At 63.8% G+C, this 13,264-nt stretch carries 14 protein-coding genes and 1 pseudogene; 8 read left to right on the top strand and 7 right to left on the bottom strand.

Annotation, left to right across the window (positions count from 1 at the left end):
• Nucleotides 1-79 precede the first annotated feature (79 nt).
• Nucleotides 80-706: pseudogene (locus tag B9A31_RS27375) on the bottom strand (sterol desaturase family protein); the annotation flags it as partial.
• Between the two features lie 112 nt (nucleotides 707-818).
• Between B9A31_RS27375 and elbB the strand changes: the two are divergent.
• The gene (elbB, locus tag B9A31_RS01515) at nucleotides 819-1,478 is read left to right on the top strand and encodes an isoprenoid biosynthesis glyoxalase ElbB (protein ID WP_084296610.1); all 660 of its coding nucleotides are present in this window, start codon (nucleotides 819-821) and stop codon (nucleotides 1,476-1,478) included.
• A gap of 65 nt (nucleotides 1,479-1,543) precedes the next feature.
• On the opposite strand, the gene B9A31_RS01510 is transcribed toward elbB, so the two are convergent.
• A complete protein-coding gene (locus B9A31_RS01510; protein WP_019096503.1) occupies nucleotides 1,544-1,996 on the bottom strand; it encodes a YaiI/YqxD family protein in 453 nt (150 codons plus the stop codon).
• 169 nt (nucleotides 1,997-2,165) lie between these two features.
• Between B9A31_RS01510 and B9A31_RS01505 the strand changes: the two genes are divergently transcribed.
• Entirely contained in the window at nucleotides 2,166-5,021 is a 2,856-nt protein-coding gene (locus tag B9A31_RS01505; RefSeq protein ID WP_027614817.1) for a class I adenylate cyclase, read from the top strand.
• 32 nt (nucleotides 5,022-5,053) lie between these two features.
• On the opposite strand, the gene rnk is transcribed toward B9A31_RS01505, so the two are convergent.
• From rnk to cyaY, 3 genes are all read right to left on the bottom strand, one after another.
• Nucleotides 5,054-5,464, bottom strand: coding sequence for a nucleoside diphosphate kinase regulator (gene rnk, locus B9A31_RS01500; protein WP_016712630.1), 411 nt, complete (start codon nucleotides 5,462-5,464; stop codon nucleotides 5,054-5,056).
• Between the two features lie 146 nt (nucleotides 5,465-5,610).
• Nucleotides 5,611-5,835 (bottom strand): DUF1289 domain-containing protein, encoded by a 225-nt coding sequence (locus B9A31_RS01495; protein ID WP_019096501.1) that lies wholly within the window; start codon nucleotides 5,833-5,835, stop codon nucleotides 5,611-5,613.
• 1 nt (nucleotide 5,836) lies between these two features.
• On the bottom strand, nucleotides 5,837-6,169 hold the full coding sequence (cyaY, locus tag B9A31_RS01490; protein ID WP_016712632.1) for an iron donor protein CyaY: 333 nt from the start codon (nucleotides 6,167-6,169) through the stop codon (nucleotides 5,837-5,839).
• A 190-nt stretch (nucleotides 6,170-6,359) separates the two neighbouring features.
• Here cyaY and B9A31_RS01485 point away from each other — a divergent pair, with 190 nt between their 5' ends.
• The 6 genes from B9A31_RS01485 to B9A31_RS01460 are packed head-to-tail and all read left to right on the top strand — an operon-like array spanning nucleotide 6,360 to nucleotide 10,979.
• Nucleotides 6,360-6,572, top strand: a complete 213-nt coding sequence (locus B9A31_RS01485; RefSeq protein WP_084296609.1) for an LPS translocon maturation chaperone LptM — start codon at nucleotides 6,360-6,362, stop codon at nucleotides 6,570-6,572.
• A gap of 9 nt (nucleotides 6,573-6,581) precedes the next feature.
• Nucleotides 6,582-7,829, top strand: coding sequence for a diaminopimelate decarboxylase (gene lysA, locus B9A31_RS01480; protein ID WP_019096500.1), 1,248 nt, complete (start codon nucleotides 6,582-6,584; stop codon nucleotides 7,827-7,829).
• A 4-nt stretch (nucleotides 7,830-7,833) separates the two neighbouring features.
• Nucleotides 7,834-8,664: a diaminopimelate epimerase gene (gene dapF / locus B9A31_RS01475; protein WP_025752112.1), complete on the top strand. Its 831-nt coding sequence runs from the start codon at nucleotides 7,834-7,836 to the stop codon at nucleotides 8,662-8,664.
• A 13-nt stretch (nucleotides 8,665-8,677) separates the two neighbouring features.
• Nucleotides 8,678-9,388 carry a DUF484 family protein gene (locus B9A31_RS01470; protein WP_016712636.1) on the top strand — a complete coding sequence of 237 codons (711 nt, stop codon included), beginning with the start codon at nucleotides 8,678-8,680 and terminating at the stop codon, nucleotides 9,386-9,388.
• Nucleotides 9,388-10,287, top strand: coding sequence for a tyrosine recombinase XerC (gene xerC / locus B9A31_RS01465; RefSeq protein ID WP_019096447.1), 900 nt, complete (start codon nucleotides 9,388-9,390; stop codon nucleotides 10,285-10,287). Before B9A31_RS01470 ends, xerC begins: the two co-directional genes overlap by 1 nt.
• Entirely contained in the window at nucleotides 10,284-10,979 is a 696-nt protein-coding gene (locus B9A31_RS01460) for an HAD family hydrolase (protein WP_025752109.1), read from the top strand. Before xerC ends, B9A31_RS01460 begins: the two co-directional genes overlap by 4 nt.
• 180 nt (nucleotides 10,980-11,159) lie before the next feature.
• On the opposite strand, the gene sutA is transcribed toward B9A31_RS01460, so the two are convergent.
• Nucleotides 11,160-11,489 carry a transcriptional regulator SutA gene (gene sutA / locus B9A31_RS01455; protein WP_016712639.1) on the bottom strand — a complete coding sequence of 110 codons (330 nt, stop codon included), beginning with the start codon at nucleotides 11,487-11,489 and terminating at the stop codon, nucleotides 11,160-11,162.
• A 430-nt stretch (nucleotides 11,490-11,919) separates the two neighbouring features.
• Complete coding sequence (locus tag B9A31_RS01450; RefSeq protein ID WP_019096449.1) at nucleotides 11,920-13,251, bottom strand: ammonium transporter; 1,332 nt, start codon at nucleotides 13,249-13,251, stop codon at nucleotides 11,920-11,922.
• Between the last annotated feature and the right edge of the window lie 13 nt (nucleotides 13,252-13,264).

Here is a 13,264-nt window from a genome sequence, read left to right as displayed (position 1 = left end):
GGTTCCAGCTGGCCAGCGGCGTGGTCACCCCGAACACCACCGGCTCGGCCGGGTCTTCCTCCTTGAAGGTGCCGAACAGACGGTCCCAGAGAATGAACACGCCGCCGTAGTTGCGATCCAAGTAAACAGGGTTTTGCGCATGGTGGACACGATGGTTGGATGGCGTGATCAGCACCCACTCAAGCCAACCGAGCTTGGGAATGTGCCGGGTATGTACCCAGAACTGGTACAGCAGGTTGAGCGAGGCCACAGTGACGAACACCAGCGGAGGCACCCCCAGCAGCGCCAGCGGCAGGTAGAAGATCCACGAGAAGATGAACCCGCTACTGGTCTGGCGCAGTGCGGTGGTCAGGTTGTACTCCTCGCTCTGGTGATGCACCGAGTGCGCCGCCCACAGCACATTGCGCTCGTGACCCAGGCGATGCAGCCAGTAGTAGCAGAAGTCGTACAGGACGAAGGCCAGCAACCACACCCACCAGGCATCGGACGGCAAGCGCAGCACGGCCAGGTATTCGAAGGCCAGGGCATAGGTCACCAACCCCACGCCCTTGGTCAGCAACCCGGTGCTGGTCGACAGCGCGCCGGTGCTCAGGCTGTTGATCGAATCGGCCAGGGTGAAGTTGCGCTGGCCGCGCACACGGTCGGCCACCAGCTCCACGGCGATCAGCACGAAGAAGAACGGCACGGCCAGCAGTATCAGGTCCATGGGCGCGGTCTCAAGCGTAATCCCACCAGATTAGGCCGCTCCCGCAGGAAACCCTATGGCGACATCTGCCAAACTAGAGGACATTTAGCGCCTCGACTCAGGAGTAGTGAACATGACAAAAAAAGTAGCGGTGATTCTTTCCGGCTGTGGCGTGTATGACGGCGCCGAAATCCACGAAAGCGTGATCACCCTGCTGCGCCTCGACCAGCGCGGCGCTCAGGTGCAATGCTTCGCGCCGAATATTGCGCAGATGCATGTGATCAACCACCTGACCGGCGAAGAAATGCCCGAATCACGCAATGTGTTGGTGGAGTCGGCGCGCATTGCCCGCGGTGAGGTCAAGGACATCCGCGAAGCCAAAGCCGAAGACTTCGATGCGCTGATCGTGCCTGGCGGTTTTGGTGCGGCGAAAAACCTGTCCAACTTTGCCGTGGAAGGTGCCAACTGCACCGTCAACCCGGACGTACTGGCCCTGGCCGAAGCTTTCGCCGACGCCTGCAAACCGGTCGGCCTGATTTGCATCTCGCCGGCACTGGCGGCGAAGATCTACGGGCCGGGCGTGGTCTGCACCATCGGTACCGACGCAGGCACTGCGGCGGCCGTGGCGAAAATGGGCGGCACTCACGAAGAGTGCGATGTGCACGATATTGTCGAAGATACCCAGCGCAAACTGGTGACGACACCGGCGTACATGGAAGCCAAGTCGATCAGCGAAGCGGCCGGCGGGATCTACAAGCTGGTGGACCGGGTGCTGGAGCTGACGCACGAATAGGTTGCTGCGCACGCTCTGTGTGTAGGAGCGGCACAAGGCCGCTCCTACAGGAACTGCGTCAGCGTTCAGGATTTGGATAACCGGGCAATGATCCGGTCCAGCGCATTGGCAAACGCCTGCTTGTCGCGCTCGCCATAGGCCGCCTGCCCTCCCCCCACCTGGCCTTGCTCACGCAGCTCGGTAAACAGGTTGCGCGCCGCCAGGCGGTCGCCCATGTTGCGCTCGTCGAATTCGCGCCCGCGCGGGTCCAGCACCGCTACGCCCTTTTTCACCAGGCGGTCAGCCAACGGCACATCACTGCAGATCACCAGCTCACCCGGCACAGCGTGCTCGACCAGGTAATCGTCGGCTGCGTCCATGCCGCTTGGCACCACGATCAACCGCACGATCGAAAACGCCGGCTTGGCCACGGCCTGGCCCGCCACCATCACCACTTCGAACTGGCGCTTGAGGGCGAACTTGACGATCAGATCCTTGGCCGCCTTGGGACAGGCGTCGGCATCGATCCATACACGCATCGGACTACTCTTCATGAATTCAAGGCCCCCATCATGCCTCAAGCCCGGTGAAAACTGCAGTCGCCCGAAAAGCGCTGTAAATATGGCGCCAGTATTTCAATTGCCGCTTATCCGACCCCGCCACTCAGGCTAAACTCGCCACAGCTCCACTGGCCTGCCCGAGTGCGCAATGAACCACCCTCACGAAATCCGCCCAGACCTGGACGAAGGCATCGACCGCAAGGTCCTGGCGACGTTGCGTGCGCGCTTCCTGCGGCTGAACCAAGGGCGGCTGCAGCGGGCCATGGAAGGCCTGTCGACGCGCCAGCAACAGGTACTGACGCTGCTGCCCCTGCTGTTCCATGTGAACCACCCGCTGTTGCCGGGTTACGTCTCGGGCAGCACTCCAGCTGGCATATCGGGCTACGAGCCAGGCGCCGACCTGGTGGTCGAGGCCCAGCGCCTGGCCCGCTCGTTCACCTACAAGGCCCGCCATGGCAACCCGCCACGCCCGATCCACGGCCTGTTCCTGATGGGCAGCCTGGGCTCGCTGGCCCAGGCCGAGCAAAGCGACATGGACCTGTGGGTGTGCCACGCGCCCGGTTTACCCGAGCCGTTGCTGGAAGAGTTGCGCCGCAAATGCCAATTGCTGGAGGACTGGGCCGCAAGCCTGGGCGCCGAGGCGCACTTCTTCCTGATCGACACGCAAGGCTTTGCCCGGGGCCAGCGCGAGGGCCAGCTAGGCTCCGACGACTGCGGCACCACCCAGCACTACCTGCTGCTGGACGAGTTCTACCGCACCACCCTCTGGCTGGCCGGGCGCACACCGCTGTGGTGGCTGGTACCCGTCTACCAGGAACACAACTACCACGCCTACACCCAGACCCTTCTGACCAAGCGTTTCATCCGCAGCCAGGACGCCCTCGACCTCGGCAACCTGGCACACATACCGCCAGGCGAGTTCGTCGGCGCCGGCCTGTGGCAGTTGTTCAAGGGTATCGATTCACCCTACAAGTCGCTGCTCAAGCTGCTGCTGACCGAAACCTACGCCAGCGAACACCCCGCTGTGCGCTGCCTGAGCCTGGACTACAAACAAGCCGTATTCGCCAACCAGCTCGACCTCGACGAGCTGGACCCGTATGTGATGGTCTACCGCCGTATCGAGCGCTACCTGCTGCAACGTGGCGAGCCTGCGCGCCTGGAACTGGTACGGCGCAGCCTGTACCTGAAGGTGAACAAGAAACTCAGTGACCAGAGCCGCAATCAGGGCTGGCAGCGCCGCTTGTTGCAGCGCCTGGCCGACGAGTGGGGCTGGGACGAACGTCAGTTGGCCCTGCTGGACAGCCGCAGCCAATGGAAAGTGCAGCAGGTCGCCGCCGAACGCCGCGCACTGGTGGCCGAGCTGAACCATAGCTATCGCTTCCTCAGCGAGTTTGCGCGCACCCAGAACGCAAGCAGCCGCGCCGACCAGCGCGACCTCAATGTGCTGGGCCGGCGTTTGTATGCGGCCTTCGAGCGCCGTGCGGGCAAGGTCGAAGTGATCAACCCCGGCATCGCCCCGGACCTTGCCGAAGGCACCCTGACCCTGGTCCAGGCACCCAACCGCAGGGAGCCCGGCAGCTACCACTGGGAGCTGTACACCGGCAACCTGAATACCCATGACGTTGAACACTTCAACCCGATCAAACGCTGCCGCGAGCTGCTTGAACTGCTGGCCTGGGCACACCGCAACGGCGTGATCGACAGCAGCACGCGCCTGGCGCTGCACCCGGGCGTCAGCGACCTCACCGAGTACGAGCTGTTCAACCTGGTGGGCTGCCTGCAGCAGAGTATCCCTCTGCCCTTGCCGATCGTCGGCGAAGTGCGCCTGCTGCAACCCAGTGTTGCCGACGAGGTGCTATTGCTGGTCAACGTCGCCGTCGACCCGCTGCGCCACCACCGCGACCTGAACATCCTGATGACCACCGAGCGTACCGACGCCTTGAGCTATGCCGGCGTACGCGAGAACCTGGTTCTGACCCTGGACCAGGTCACCCTGAACAGCTGGAACGAAGTGCTGGTGCAGCGCTACGAAGGCGAACACGCGCTGGTACGCTGCCTGCGCGACTTCCTCAACAGCCCGGTGCTGCGCGGCCACCGGCCACGGGTGCGGGTGCGTTGCTTCTGCCAGAGCCGCGCCCAGGCCATCAGCCAGCGCGTGGAGGAAATATTCGATACCGTGCAGCTATTGCTGGACCAAGGCCTGAACCACCGCTATCTGCTCCAGGTAGCCCGGCACACCCATGTACTGGAGCTATTACCCGGACAGGTCAGCCTGACCACCCTGGGCGAGCACGATGCGCTGCTCGGCCACCTGGGCGAGGAGCGCAGTGCCTACAGCCCGCTGTACCTGGATGCCAACGCCCTGCTGGACCATGATCTGCGCCTGGTGCTGGAGCAAGGCCGGCCGGCGTGCATCCAGGTGTTCTACCGCCTGCAAGATGGCTTTGCCGACCTGTATGTGCTGGATGAATACAATGCCCTCTGGCAGCAACGCCTGCCCTTGCACGACGAAGCGCACCTGCTGCTGCCGCTGCAGCGCTTCCTGCGTTCTGTGGTGATGCGCCGCGATGCCCGCTTGCCGCTGGACACCCAGCGCGCGGCCTCGCTGGACATCCACTACGCACAACTGCTGCCTGCCGGCCCTGGCAAGGCGCGCAGCATCGAGCCATGCCCGGCCCCGGTCGAGGGTAGCGCTCAGCCGTACTACGAGGTGCAGGCCATCATCCAGGACGGCGTGGCGGGTACGGCCCATGTGACGCTGTACTGCGACCAGCAAGAGTTTTCCGAGCTGGAGCATGGTGACCAGCTGTATGCGGTGGTGGCCCGGCAGATCATCGGCCAGCGGCGTGGCGCGGGGCGGTACCGGTGCTACATCACCGACCTGGATTTGTCCGAGCTGCTGGATGACCGGCTGGGGGCGACGCAGGTGTACCTGAGCTACAAGCGGGTGCTGGAGCAGGCGTTGAATGAGGGTTTGGAGCAGGTTTTGGCGGAAGGCGCCTGAAATGCCGGGGCCGCTTTGCGGCCCCTTGACCCTTACAGGTCGAAATCGCCCGCCGCTTCCGGCTGGTATTCCACTTCCAGCAGCTTCAGCTTGAGGGTTTTGCCGCCCGGTGCCGGCCAGTCGATCTGCTCGCCCACCGACAGCCCCAGCAGCGCGCAACCGATCGGCGCCAGGATCGAAACCTTGCCTTCCGGCCCTGCATCCTTCGGGTACACCAGGGTCAGGTGGTAGTCCTTGCCACTGGCTTCCTCACGGCAGTGCACGCGGGAATTCATGGTCACCACGCCTGCCGGCACTTCCTCGTGACCGACCACCTGCTCGGCGCGGTCCAGCTCGTCCTGCAGGGCGAGCACACCCGGCGTACTCTCGTCGAGGCTGTCGATCAGACGCTCCAGACGCTGTACGTCCAATCGGGTGAGGATGAGGGAAGGTTTGGTGCTCATGATCCAGTCAGACTCCTTTGAACAGGCAGTTTTCAATGTGCAGATAAAGCAAAACCCCGCCCAAGGGCGGGGTTTGAGAAGGCTTTGGCGTCACCGACGCAGAACCCGACACTACCACAGCCGGGTAAATACTCAAGCCCCTGCGTTCAGTGTGCCTTAGCCTGCTCGCGCAAGACCTGGGCTTCGCGGCAGATCTGCCGGCGCCGTTCATCATCGGCCGAGCGCCACTCGCGGATGTGCTCGACATGCCGGTGGCAACCGGTGCACACCCGCTGTTCATCCAGCCGGCATACGCTGATGCACGGCGATGGCACCGCCGGGCTGATGTTGCTATAGAGCGGCTTGGGCGGCCGGGCCTGGGCACTGCTCATGTCAGATCTCGTCGAAGTCCAGCTTCTCGCCGGCCCGCTCCCAGACAATGCGCTCGAGCATTTCGCCCAACAGCTCTTCGCTCTTCTCGCATACCCACTTCTTGCTCTCTTCGTCGTAGTCGAAGTGGAAACCACCGGAACGGTCGGCCAGCCACAGCTGACGCAGTGGCTCCTGGCGGCTGAAGATCAGCTGGGCGCCGCCTTCGAACTTGACGGTGAGGACACCGGCGGAGTTCTCCATGTCCAGGTCCAGGCCGCTCTCGTCGAACAGGTCTTCCAGGGCCTGTTGGGTCGCGTCGACCAGATCATGGAAACGCGCTTCACTCAAACTCATTGCAGGAACCTCGAAATTGGCTGCGTTACAGGCAAGCCGGCCAAGATACGGGCGCTTGGCGCCGAATGCAAAGTTTAGCCATTGAAGGCGCCAAGAATAGCCCGCCCGGCGGACCGGCCCTTGCATAGGCAAGCCGCCGGTCGCTCGGTATACTCGGGCGCAATACTGCATTTTTCTAAGGATTTCACCCATGAAGCGCCTGATTTCCTCCTTCGCGGCGCTGGTCGCTGTTGCCTGCCTCGTTTCTGCCTGCGGCCAGAAGGGCCCGCTGTATCTGCCTGAAGACGGCGATAACGGCAAAGCGCACAAAGCACATCAGCACCAGCCAAAAGCCAAGCCGGCCCCGGTACAAGAACAGCAGCCCGGGCTGCAGTCCGAGCCCGAGCAGTCGCCTGCGCAGTAAGGAAACCAGATGAACGCTTTCAACTACCGCGACGGTGAGCTGTTCGCGGAGGGCGTGGCCCTGTCGGCCATCGCCGAACAGTTCGGCACCCCGACCTACGTGTACTCGCGCGCCCACATCGAGGCCCAGTACCGCAGCTACACCGACGCCCTGCAAGGCGCCGAGCACCTGGTGTGTTTCGCGGTCAAGGCCAACTCCAACCTGGGCGTGCTGAACGTACTGGCGCGCCTGGGCGCAGGCTTCGACATCGTCTCGGGCGGTGAGCTGGAGCGCGTGCTGGCCGCTGGCGGGCGCGCTGACCGCGTGGTGTTCTCCGGCGTTGGCAAAACCCGCGAAGACATGCGCCGCGCCCTGGAAGTGGGCGTGCACTGCTTCAACGTCGAATCCACCGACGAGCTTGAGCGCCTTCAAGTGGTGGCCGCCCAGATGGGCAAGGTGGCCCCGGTGTCGCTGCGGGTCAACCCGGACGTCGACGCCGGCACCCACCCGTACATTTCCACCGGCCTTAAAGAGAACAAGTTCGGCATCGCCATTGCCGACGCCGAGGCCATCTACGTGCGCGCCGCGCAGTTGCCGAACCTGGAAGTGGTCGGTGTCGACTGCCACATCGGCTCGCAGCTGACCACCGTGGAGCCGTTCCTCGACGCCCTCGACCGCCTGCTGGTGCTGGTCGACCGCCTGGCCGAATGCGGCATCCACCTGCGCCACCTGGACCTGGGCGGCGGTGTGGGCGTGCGCTACCGCGATGAACAACCGCCGCTGGTGGCCGACTACATCAAGGCCATCCGCGAACGCGTAGGCACGCGCGACCTGGCCCTGGTGTTCGAGCCGGGCCGCTACATCGTGGCCAACGCTGGCGTGCTGCTGACCCGAGTGGAATACCTCAAGCACACCGAGCACAAAGATTTCGCCATCATCGATGCGGCCATGAACGACCTGATCCGGCCGGCCCTTTACCAGGCCTGGATGGGTGTCAGCGCGGTCAAGCCACGCGCCGGTGAAGGCCGTGCCTACGACTTGGTCGGCCCGATCTGCGAGACCGGTGACTTCCTGGGCAAGGACCGAGTACTGAACCTGGCCGAAGGTGACCTGCTGGCCGTACAGTCCGCGGGCGCCTATGGTTTTGTCATGAGCTCCAACTACAACACCCGTGGCCGTTGCGCTGAAATCCTGGTCGACGGCGACCAGGCGTTCGAAGTACGCCGCCGCGAGACCATCGCCGAACTGTACGCTGGCGAAAGCCTGCTGCCGGAGTAAGCCCATGCTGCTGCGTTTTACCAAGATGCATGGGCTGGGCAACGACTTCATGGTCCTCGACCTGGTCAGCCAGCACGCGCACATCCAGCCCAAGCACGCCAAGCAATGGGGTGATCGCCACACCGGCATCGGCTTCGATCAGTTGCTGATTGTCGAGGCGCCGAACAACCCGGAAGTGGACTTCCGCTACCGCATCTTCAACGCCGACGGCTCCGAGGTCGAGCAGTGCGGCAATGGTGCCCGTTGCTTCGCCCGCTTCGTGCTGGACAAGCGCCTGACCGCGAAAAAGCGCATTCGGGTGGAAACCAAGAGCGGCATCATCGTGCTGGACGTGCAGAACGACGGCCAGGTGAGTGTCGACATGGGCCCACCGCGCTTCATCCCTGCCGAAATCCCCTTCATCGCTGACGAGCAGGCGCTGAACTACCCACTGGAAGTCGACGGCCAGCTGCATTCGATTGCTGCCGTGTCCATGGGTAACCCGCATGCGGTGCTGCGAGTCGACGACGTGCATACTGCCCCCGTGCATGAGCTGGGCCCGAAGATCGAAAACCACCCACGCTTCCCGCAGCGGGTGAATGCCGGCTTCATCCAGGTCATCGACCGCCACCGCGCCAACCTGCGCGTGTGGGAGCGCGGCGCGGGCGAAACCCAGGCCTGCGGCACCGGCGCCTGCGCCGCAGCCGTGGCGGCGATCAGTCAAGGCTGGATGGACTCCCCGGTGTCCCTCGACCTGCCCGGCGGCCGCCTGCACATCGAATGGGCCGGCCCCGGCAAGCCCGTGCTGATGACCGGCCCGGCCGTACGCGTCTACGAAGGACAGGTTCGTCTCTAAGCGAGTAAACGCCATGACCGATCAGCCCAAGGTTGTACCCACGCAGTCCGTCGAGCTCGATGCCGAGGCGGTGGTCGCCTACCTGCGCGCCCACCCCACCTTCTTCGCCGAACATGACGAGCTGCTGATCGAGCAGCGCATCCCGCACCAGCGTGGCGACAGCGTTTCGCTGGTGGAGCGCCAGCTGAAGCTGCTGCGTGACCGCAACATCGAGATGCGCCATCGCCTGTCACAACTGATGGACGTGGCCCGCGACAACGACCGGCTGTTCGACAAGACCCGCCGGCTGATCCTGGACCTGCTCGATGCTGGCAGCCTGGAAGAAGTGGTGATGGCCGTCGAGGACAGCCTGCGCCAGGAGTTCCAGGTGCCCTTCGTCAGCCTGATCCTGTTCGGCGACAACGTCGCGCCGGTCGGGCGCTGGGTCAGCAACACCGAGGCGCAACAAGCCATCGGTGCCCTGCTGGGTGGTGGCAAGACGGTCAGTGGCAACCTGCGCGAGCACGAGCTGGCCTTCCTGTTCGGTGAGGAACAGCGCCGGGAAGTGGGCTCCAGCGCCGTGGCCACCCTTGAGTACCAAGGGCTGCATGGGGTGCTGGCAATCGGCAGCCGCGACCCGCAACACTACAAAAGCAGCGTCGGCACCCTGTTCCTCGGCTACATTGCCGAGGTGCTGGGCCGCGTTGTGCCACGGGTAACCCAAACCCTGCGCCCGGTACGCTGATGAAGCGCCAACTGGAGGCTTATTGCGCACACCTGCGCAACGAGCGCCAGGTGTCGGAGCACACCCTGCTGGGGTACCGTCGCGACCTGAACAAGGTCATGGCCTACTGCGAGGAGCACGGCATTACCGAGTGGCAAACGCTGCAAATCCAGCCGTTGCGCCAGCTGATCGCCCGCCTGCACCACCACGGCCAGTCTTCGCGCAGCCTGGCACGGCTACTTTCGGCAGTACGCGGCCTTTACCGCTACCTCATCCGCGAAGGCCTGTGCCAGCACGATCCGGCTTCCGGCCTGAGCGCGCCCAAAGGTGAGCGACGGCTGCCCAAGGTGCTGGACACCGACCGTGCCCAGCAGCTGCTCGATGGCGGCGTCGACGACGACTTCTTCGCCCGCCGTGACCACGCCATCCTGGAACTGCTCTACTCGTCGGGCCTGCGCCTGTCCGAGCTGACCAACCTCGACCTCGATCACCTCGACCTGGCCGCCGGCCTGGTACAGGTGCTGGGCAAAGGCGGCAAGGCACGCGTGCTGCCGGTGGGCCGCAAGGCCCGTGAGGCGTTGCAGGCCTGGTATCGCCTGCGCGGCATCGGTAACCCGCGCGATCGCGCGGTGTTCATCACCCGCCAGGGCAACCGCATCAGCCCCCGGGACGTTCGGCGAAGGGTGAAGGCAGCCGGCGAACGCGAGCTGGGCCAGCACCTGCACCCTCACATGCTTCGCCATTCCTTCGCCAGCCATATACTGGAGTCGTCTCAGGACCTGCGCGCGGTGCAAGAGCTGCTCGGCCATGCCGACATCAGCACCACCCAGATCTACACCCACCTGGACTTCCAGCACTTGGCCGCGGTGTACGACAGCGCCCACCCTCGGGCCAAACGCAGCAAAGGCACAGACTCATGAGCATCAAGCTGATCACCTTCGACCTTGACGACACCCTGTGGGACACCGCGCCGGTCATCGCCAGTGCAGAAGTCGTGCTGCGCGACTGGCTGGAAGCCAACGCCCCGATCCTGGGTGGTGTGCCGGTAGAGCACCTGTTTGCCATCCGCGAGCGCCTGGTGCAGGCCGAGCCCGGCCTCAAGCACCGCATCAGCGCCCTGCGCCGACGGGTGCTGTTCCATGCCCTGGAAGAAGTCGGCTATAGCGAAAAACACGCGCAGGAGCTGGCCAATGAAGGTTTTGAAGTGTTCCTGCATGCCCGCCACCAGGTAGAGATCTTCCCCGAGGTGCAGCCGGTGCTGGAGATGCTGCGCCATCAGTACACCCTGGGTGTGGTTACCAACGGCAACGCCGACGTAAGCCGGCTGGGGCTGGCGGACTACTTCCGCTTTGCCCTGTGCGCCGAGGACCTTGGCATCGGCAAGCCAGACCCGGCGCCGTTCCTGGAAGCCCTGCGCCGTGGTGAAGCGGACGCCAGAACGGCAGTGCATATTGGCGACCACCCTGGCGATGACATTGCCGGCGCCCAACGCGCCGGGTTGCGGGCGGTGTGGTTCAACCCGCAGGGTAAGCCCTGGGCGGGCGAACAGGCGCCGGATGCCGAGATACAGCGGCTGTCGCAGTTGCCCGACGTCCTTTCGCGCTGGCGCTGACAGGGGCCGCTACGCGGCCCATTCGCGGGCATGCCCGCTCCCACAGGGACATCGCAAGGCTTAGGCCTACGGTAATCTTGTGGGAGCTGGCTTGCCGGCGATAGGGCCAGTACAGGCAACCCGAATCTTGCAGACACAAAAAAGCCCGCAGCGACGGCGGGCTTTTTTGCGATCAGCCACTCAAATAGGGCGGCTGCCGTACTTGTTGTCCGGCTTCTTGGGCGGGTCGGCGACCACGTTGGCCTCGACTTCCTGCACCTTGCCACCGCGAGAAAGGAATTCTTCCATCGCCTTGGCCAATGCATCACGCTCTTTCTGCTTGGCTTCCATGCTCGGCATCTCGTCTACCGAGACCGCCGCCTTGGATTTGCCCTTGGCAGTGGGTGCCGGGCTGCTGTCGTCATCGCCAGCGTCTTCGGCGCCGTCGTCAGCTGCCACTTCGAGGCCTTCATCACCCTCGTCTTCGTCGCCTACTTCGAGGTCGTCGTTTTCCAGATCGTCGTCGCTCATGTTCTACCTCATGACTTGCGAAAAGCAGGTTAGTTATAGACCAGTGCAGCCGTAGACCGGCAGCCACCAGTGAAAATTCAACTGGCCGTGGGTTAGGCCACTGCCCTTGGGTCGGCGCTCCTGATGGGAGGCGGCACCCAGCAGGCCCTGCTCCTGGCAGGACCTGACAAAATCCATAAGCCCCTGCTGGCCACACGCTATTGGCAAGCCTAGCAAAGGCTGGAGAAGTGTGTGGACTACTCGTAAAACACCCTTCGGCGCGCATTCTAGCGCGCCCGTGGAAAAAGCAAAGCACCATAAATGCCCTACGACTTGTAAGTTTTCTACCTACGTCGCGAACGTGATGGATAAACCGTTTGCCATGCGGGAAATGCTAAAAATCTGGCAAAAAAATGCCCGGCAAGCCGGGCAAGTTTTTACCGCGTCGCAGTTACAGGTTGTAGCCGCGCTCGTTGTGTTGAGCCAGGTCGAGGCCGACCGACTCTTCTTCTTCGTTGACCCGCAGGCCCATCACCACATCCAGCACCTTGAGGATCACGTAGGTGACGATGGCGGTGTAGACCACGGTGAAGATCACGCCCTTGGCCTGGATCCAGACCTGCATGCCGATGTCGGTGACGGCGCCGAAGCCGCCCAGCGCCGGGGCTGCGAACACGCCGGTGAGAATGGCACCGATGATGCCGCCGATACCGTGCACGCCGAAGGCGTCCAGCGAGTCGTCATAACCCAGCTTGCGCTTGAGGGTAGTCGCGCAGAAGTAGCAGATCACACCCGAAGCCAGGCCAATCACCAAGGCGCCCATCGGGCCCACGGTGCCTGCAGCCGGGGTGATGGCGACCAGGCCGGCAACCACACCCGAGGCAATGCCCAGGGCACTTGGCTTACCGTGGCCGATCCACTCGGCGAACATCCAGCCCAGTGCCGCAGCGGCAGTGGCGATCTGGGTGACCAGCATGGCCATGCCGGCGGTGCCGTTGGCAGCAGCGGCGGAGCCTGCGTTGAAGCCGAACCAGCCGATCCACAGCATGGCCGCGCCCATCAGGGTGTAACCCAGGTTGTGCGGGGCCATCGGGGTGGTCGGGTAGCCCTTGCGCTTGCCCAGCACCAGGCAGCAGACCAGGCCTGCGATACCGGCGTTGATGTGCACCACGGTGCCGCCCGCGAAGTCCAGTACGCCCCAGTCCCACATCAGTGCACCGTCACCGCTCCACACCATGTGCGCGATCGGCGCGTACACCAAGGTGAACCAGATGCCCATGAACACCAGCATCGCGGAAAACTTCATGCGCTCGGCGAAGGCACCCACGATCAGCGCCGGGGTGATGATGGCGAAGGTCATCTGGAAGGTGATGAACACCGCCTCAGGGAACAGCGCGGTGGCCGACGTCAGGTTCTCGGGCGTGACGCCACTGAGGAAGGCCTTGGAGAAGCCGCCGACGAAGGAGTTGAAGTTGAGCACGCCCTTTTCCATACCGGTGGTATCGAAGGCCATGCTGTAGCCGTAGACGACCCAGAGAATGCTCATCAGGCCGGTGATTGCGAAGCACTGCATCATCACCGACAGCACGTTCTTGGAACGCACCATACCGCCATAGAACAGGGCCAGGCCCGGAATGGTCATGAACAGCACCAGCGCCGTTGCGGTCAGCATCCAGGCGGTGTCGCCGGAGTTCAGCGCTGGGGCAGCTTCCTCTGCCAGGGCAAGCCCGGGCATTACGAGGGACAATAGGGCTCCTAGCCCTGCGATCTTACGCAGAGTCATGTTGTTTTCTCCT

The organism is Pseudomonas sp. URIL14HWK12:I5 (genome assembly GCF_900176445.1).
GTDB classification, from domain to species: domain Bacteria; phylum Pseudomonadota; class Gammaproteobacteria; order Pseudomonadales; family Pseudomonadaceae; genus Aquipseudomonas; species Aquipseudomonas monteilii.
This window is presented reverse-complemented; position numbering and strand designations above follow the sequence as displayed.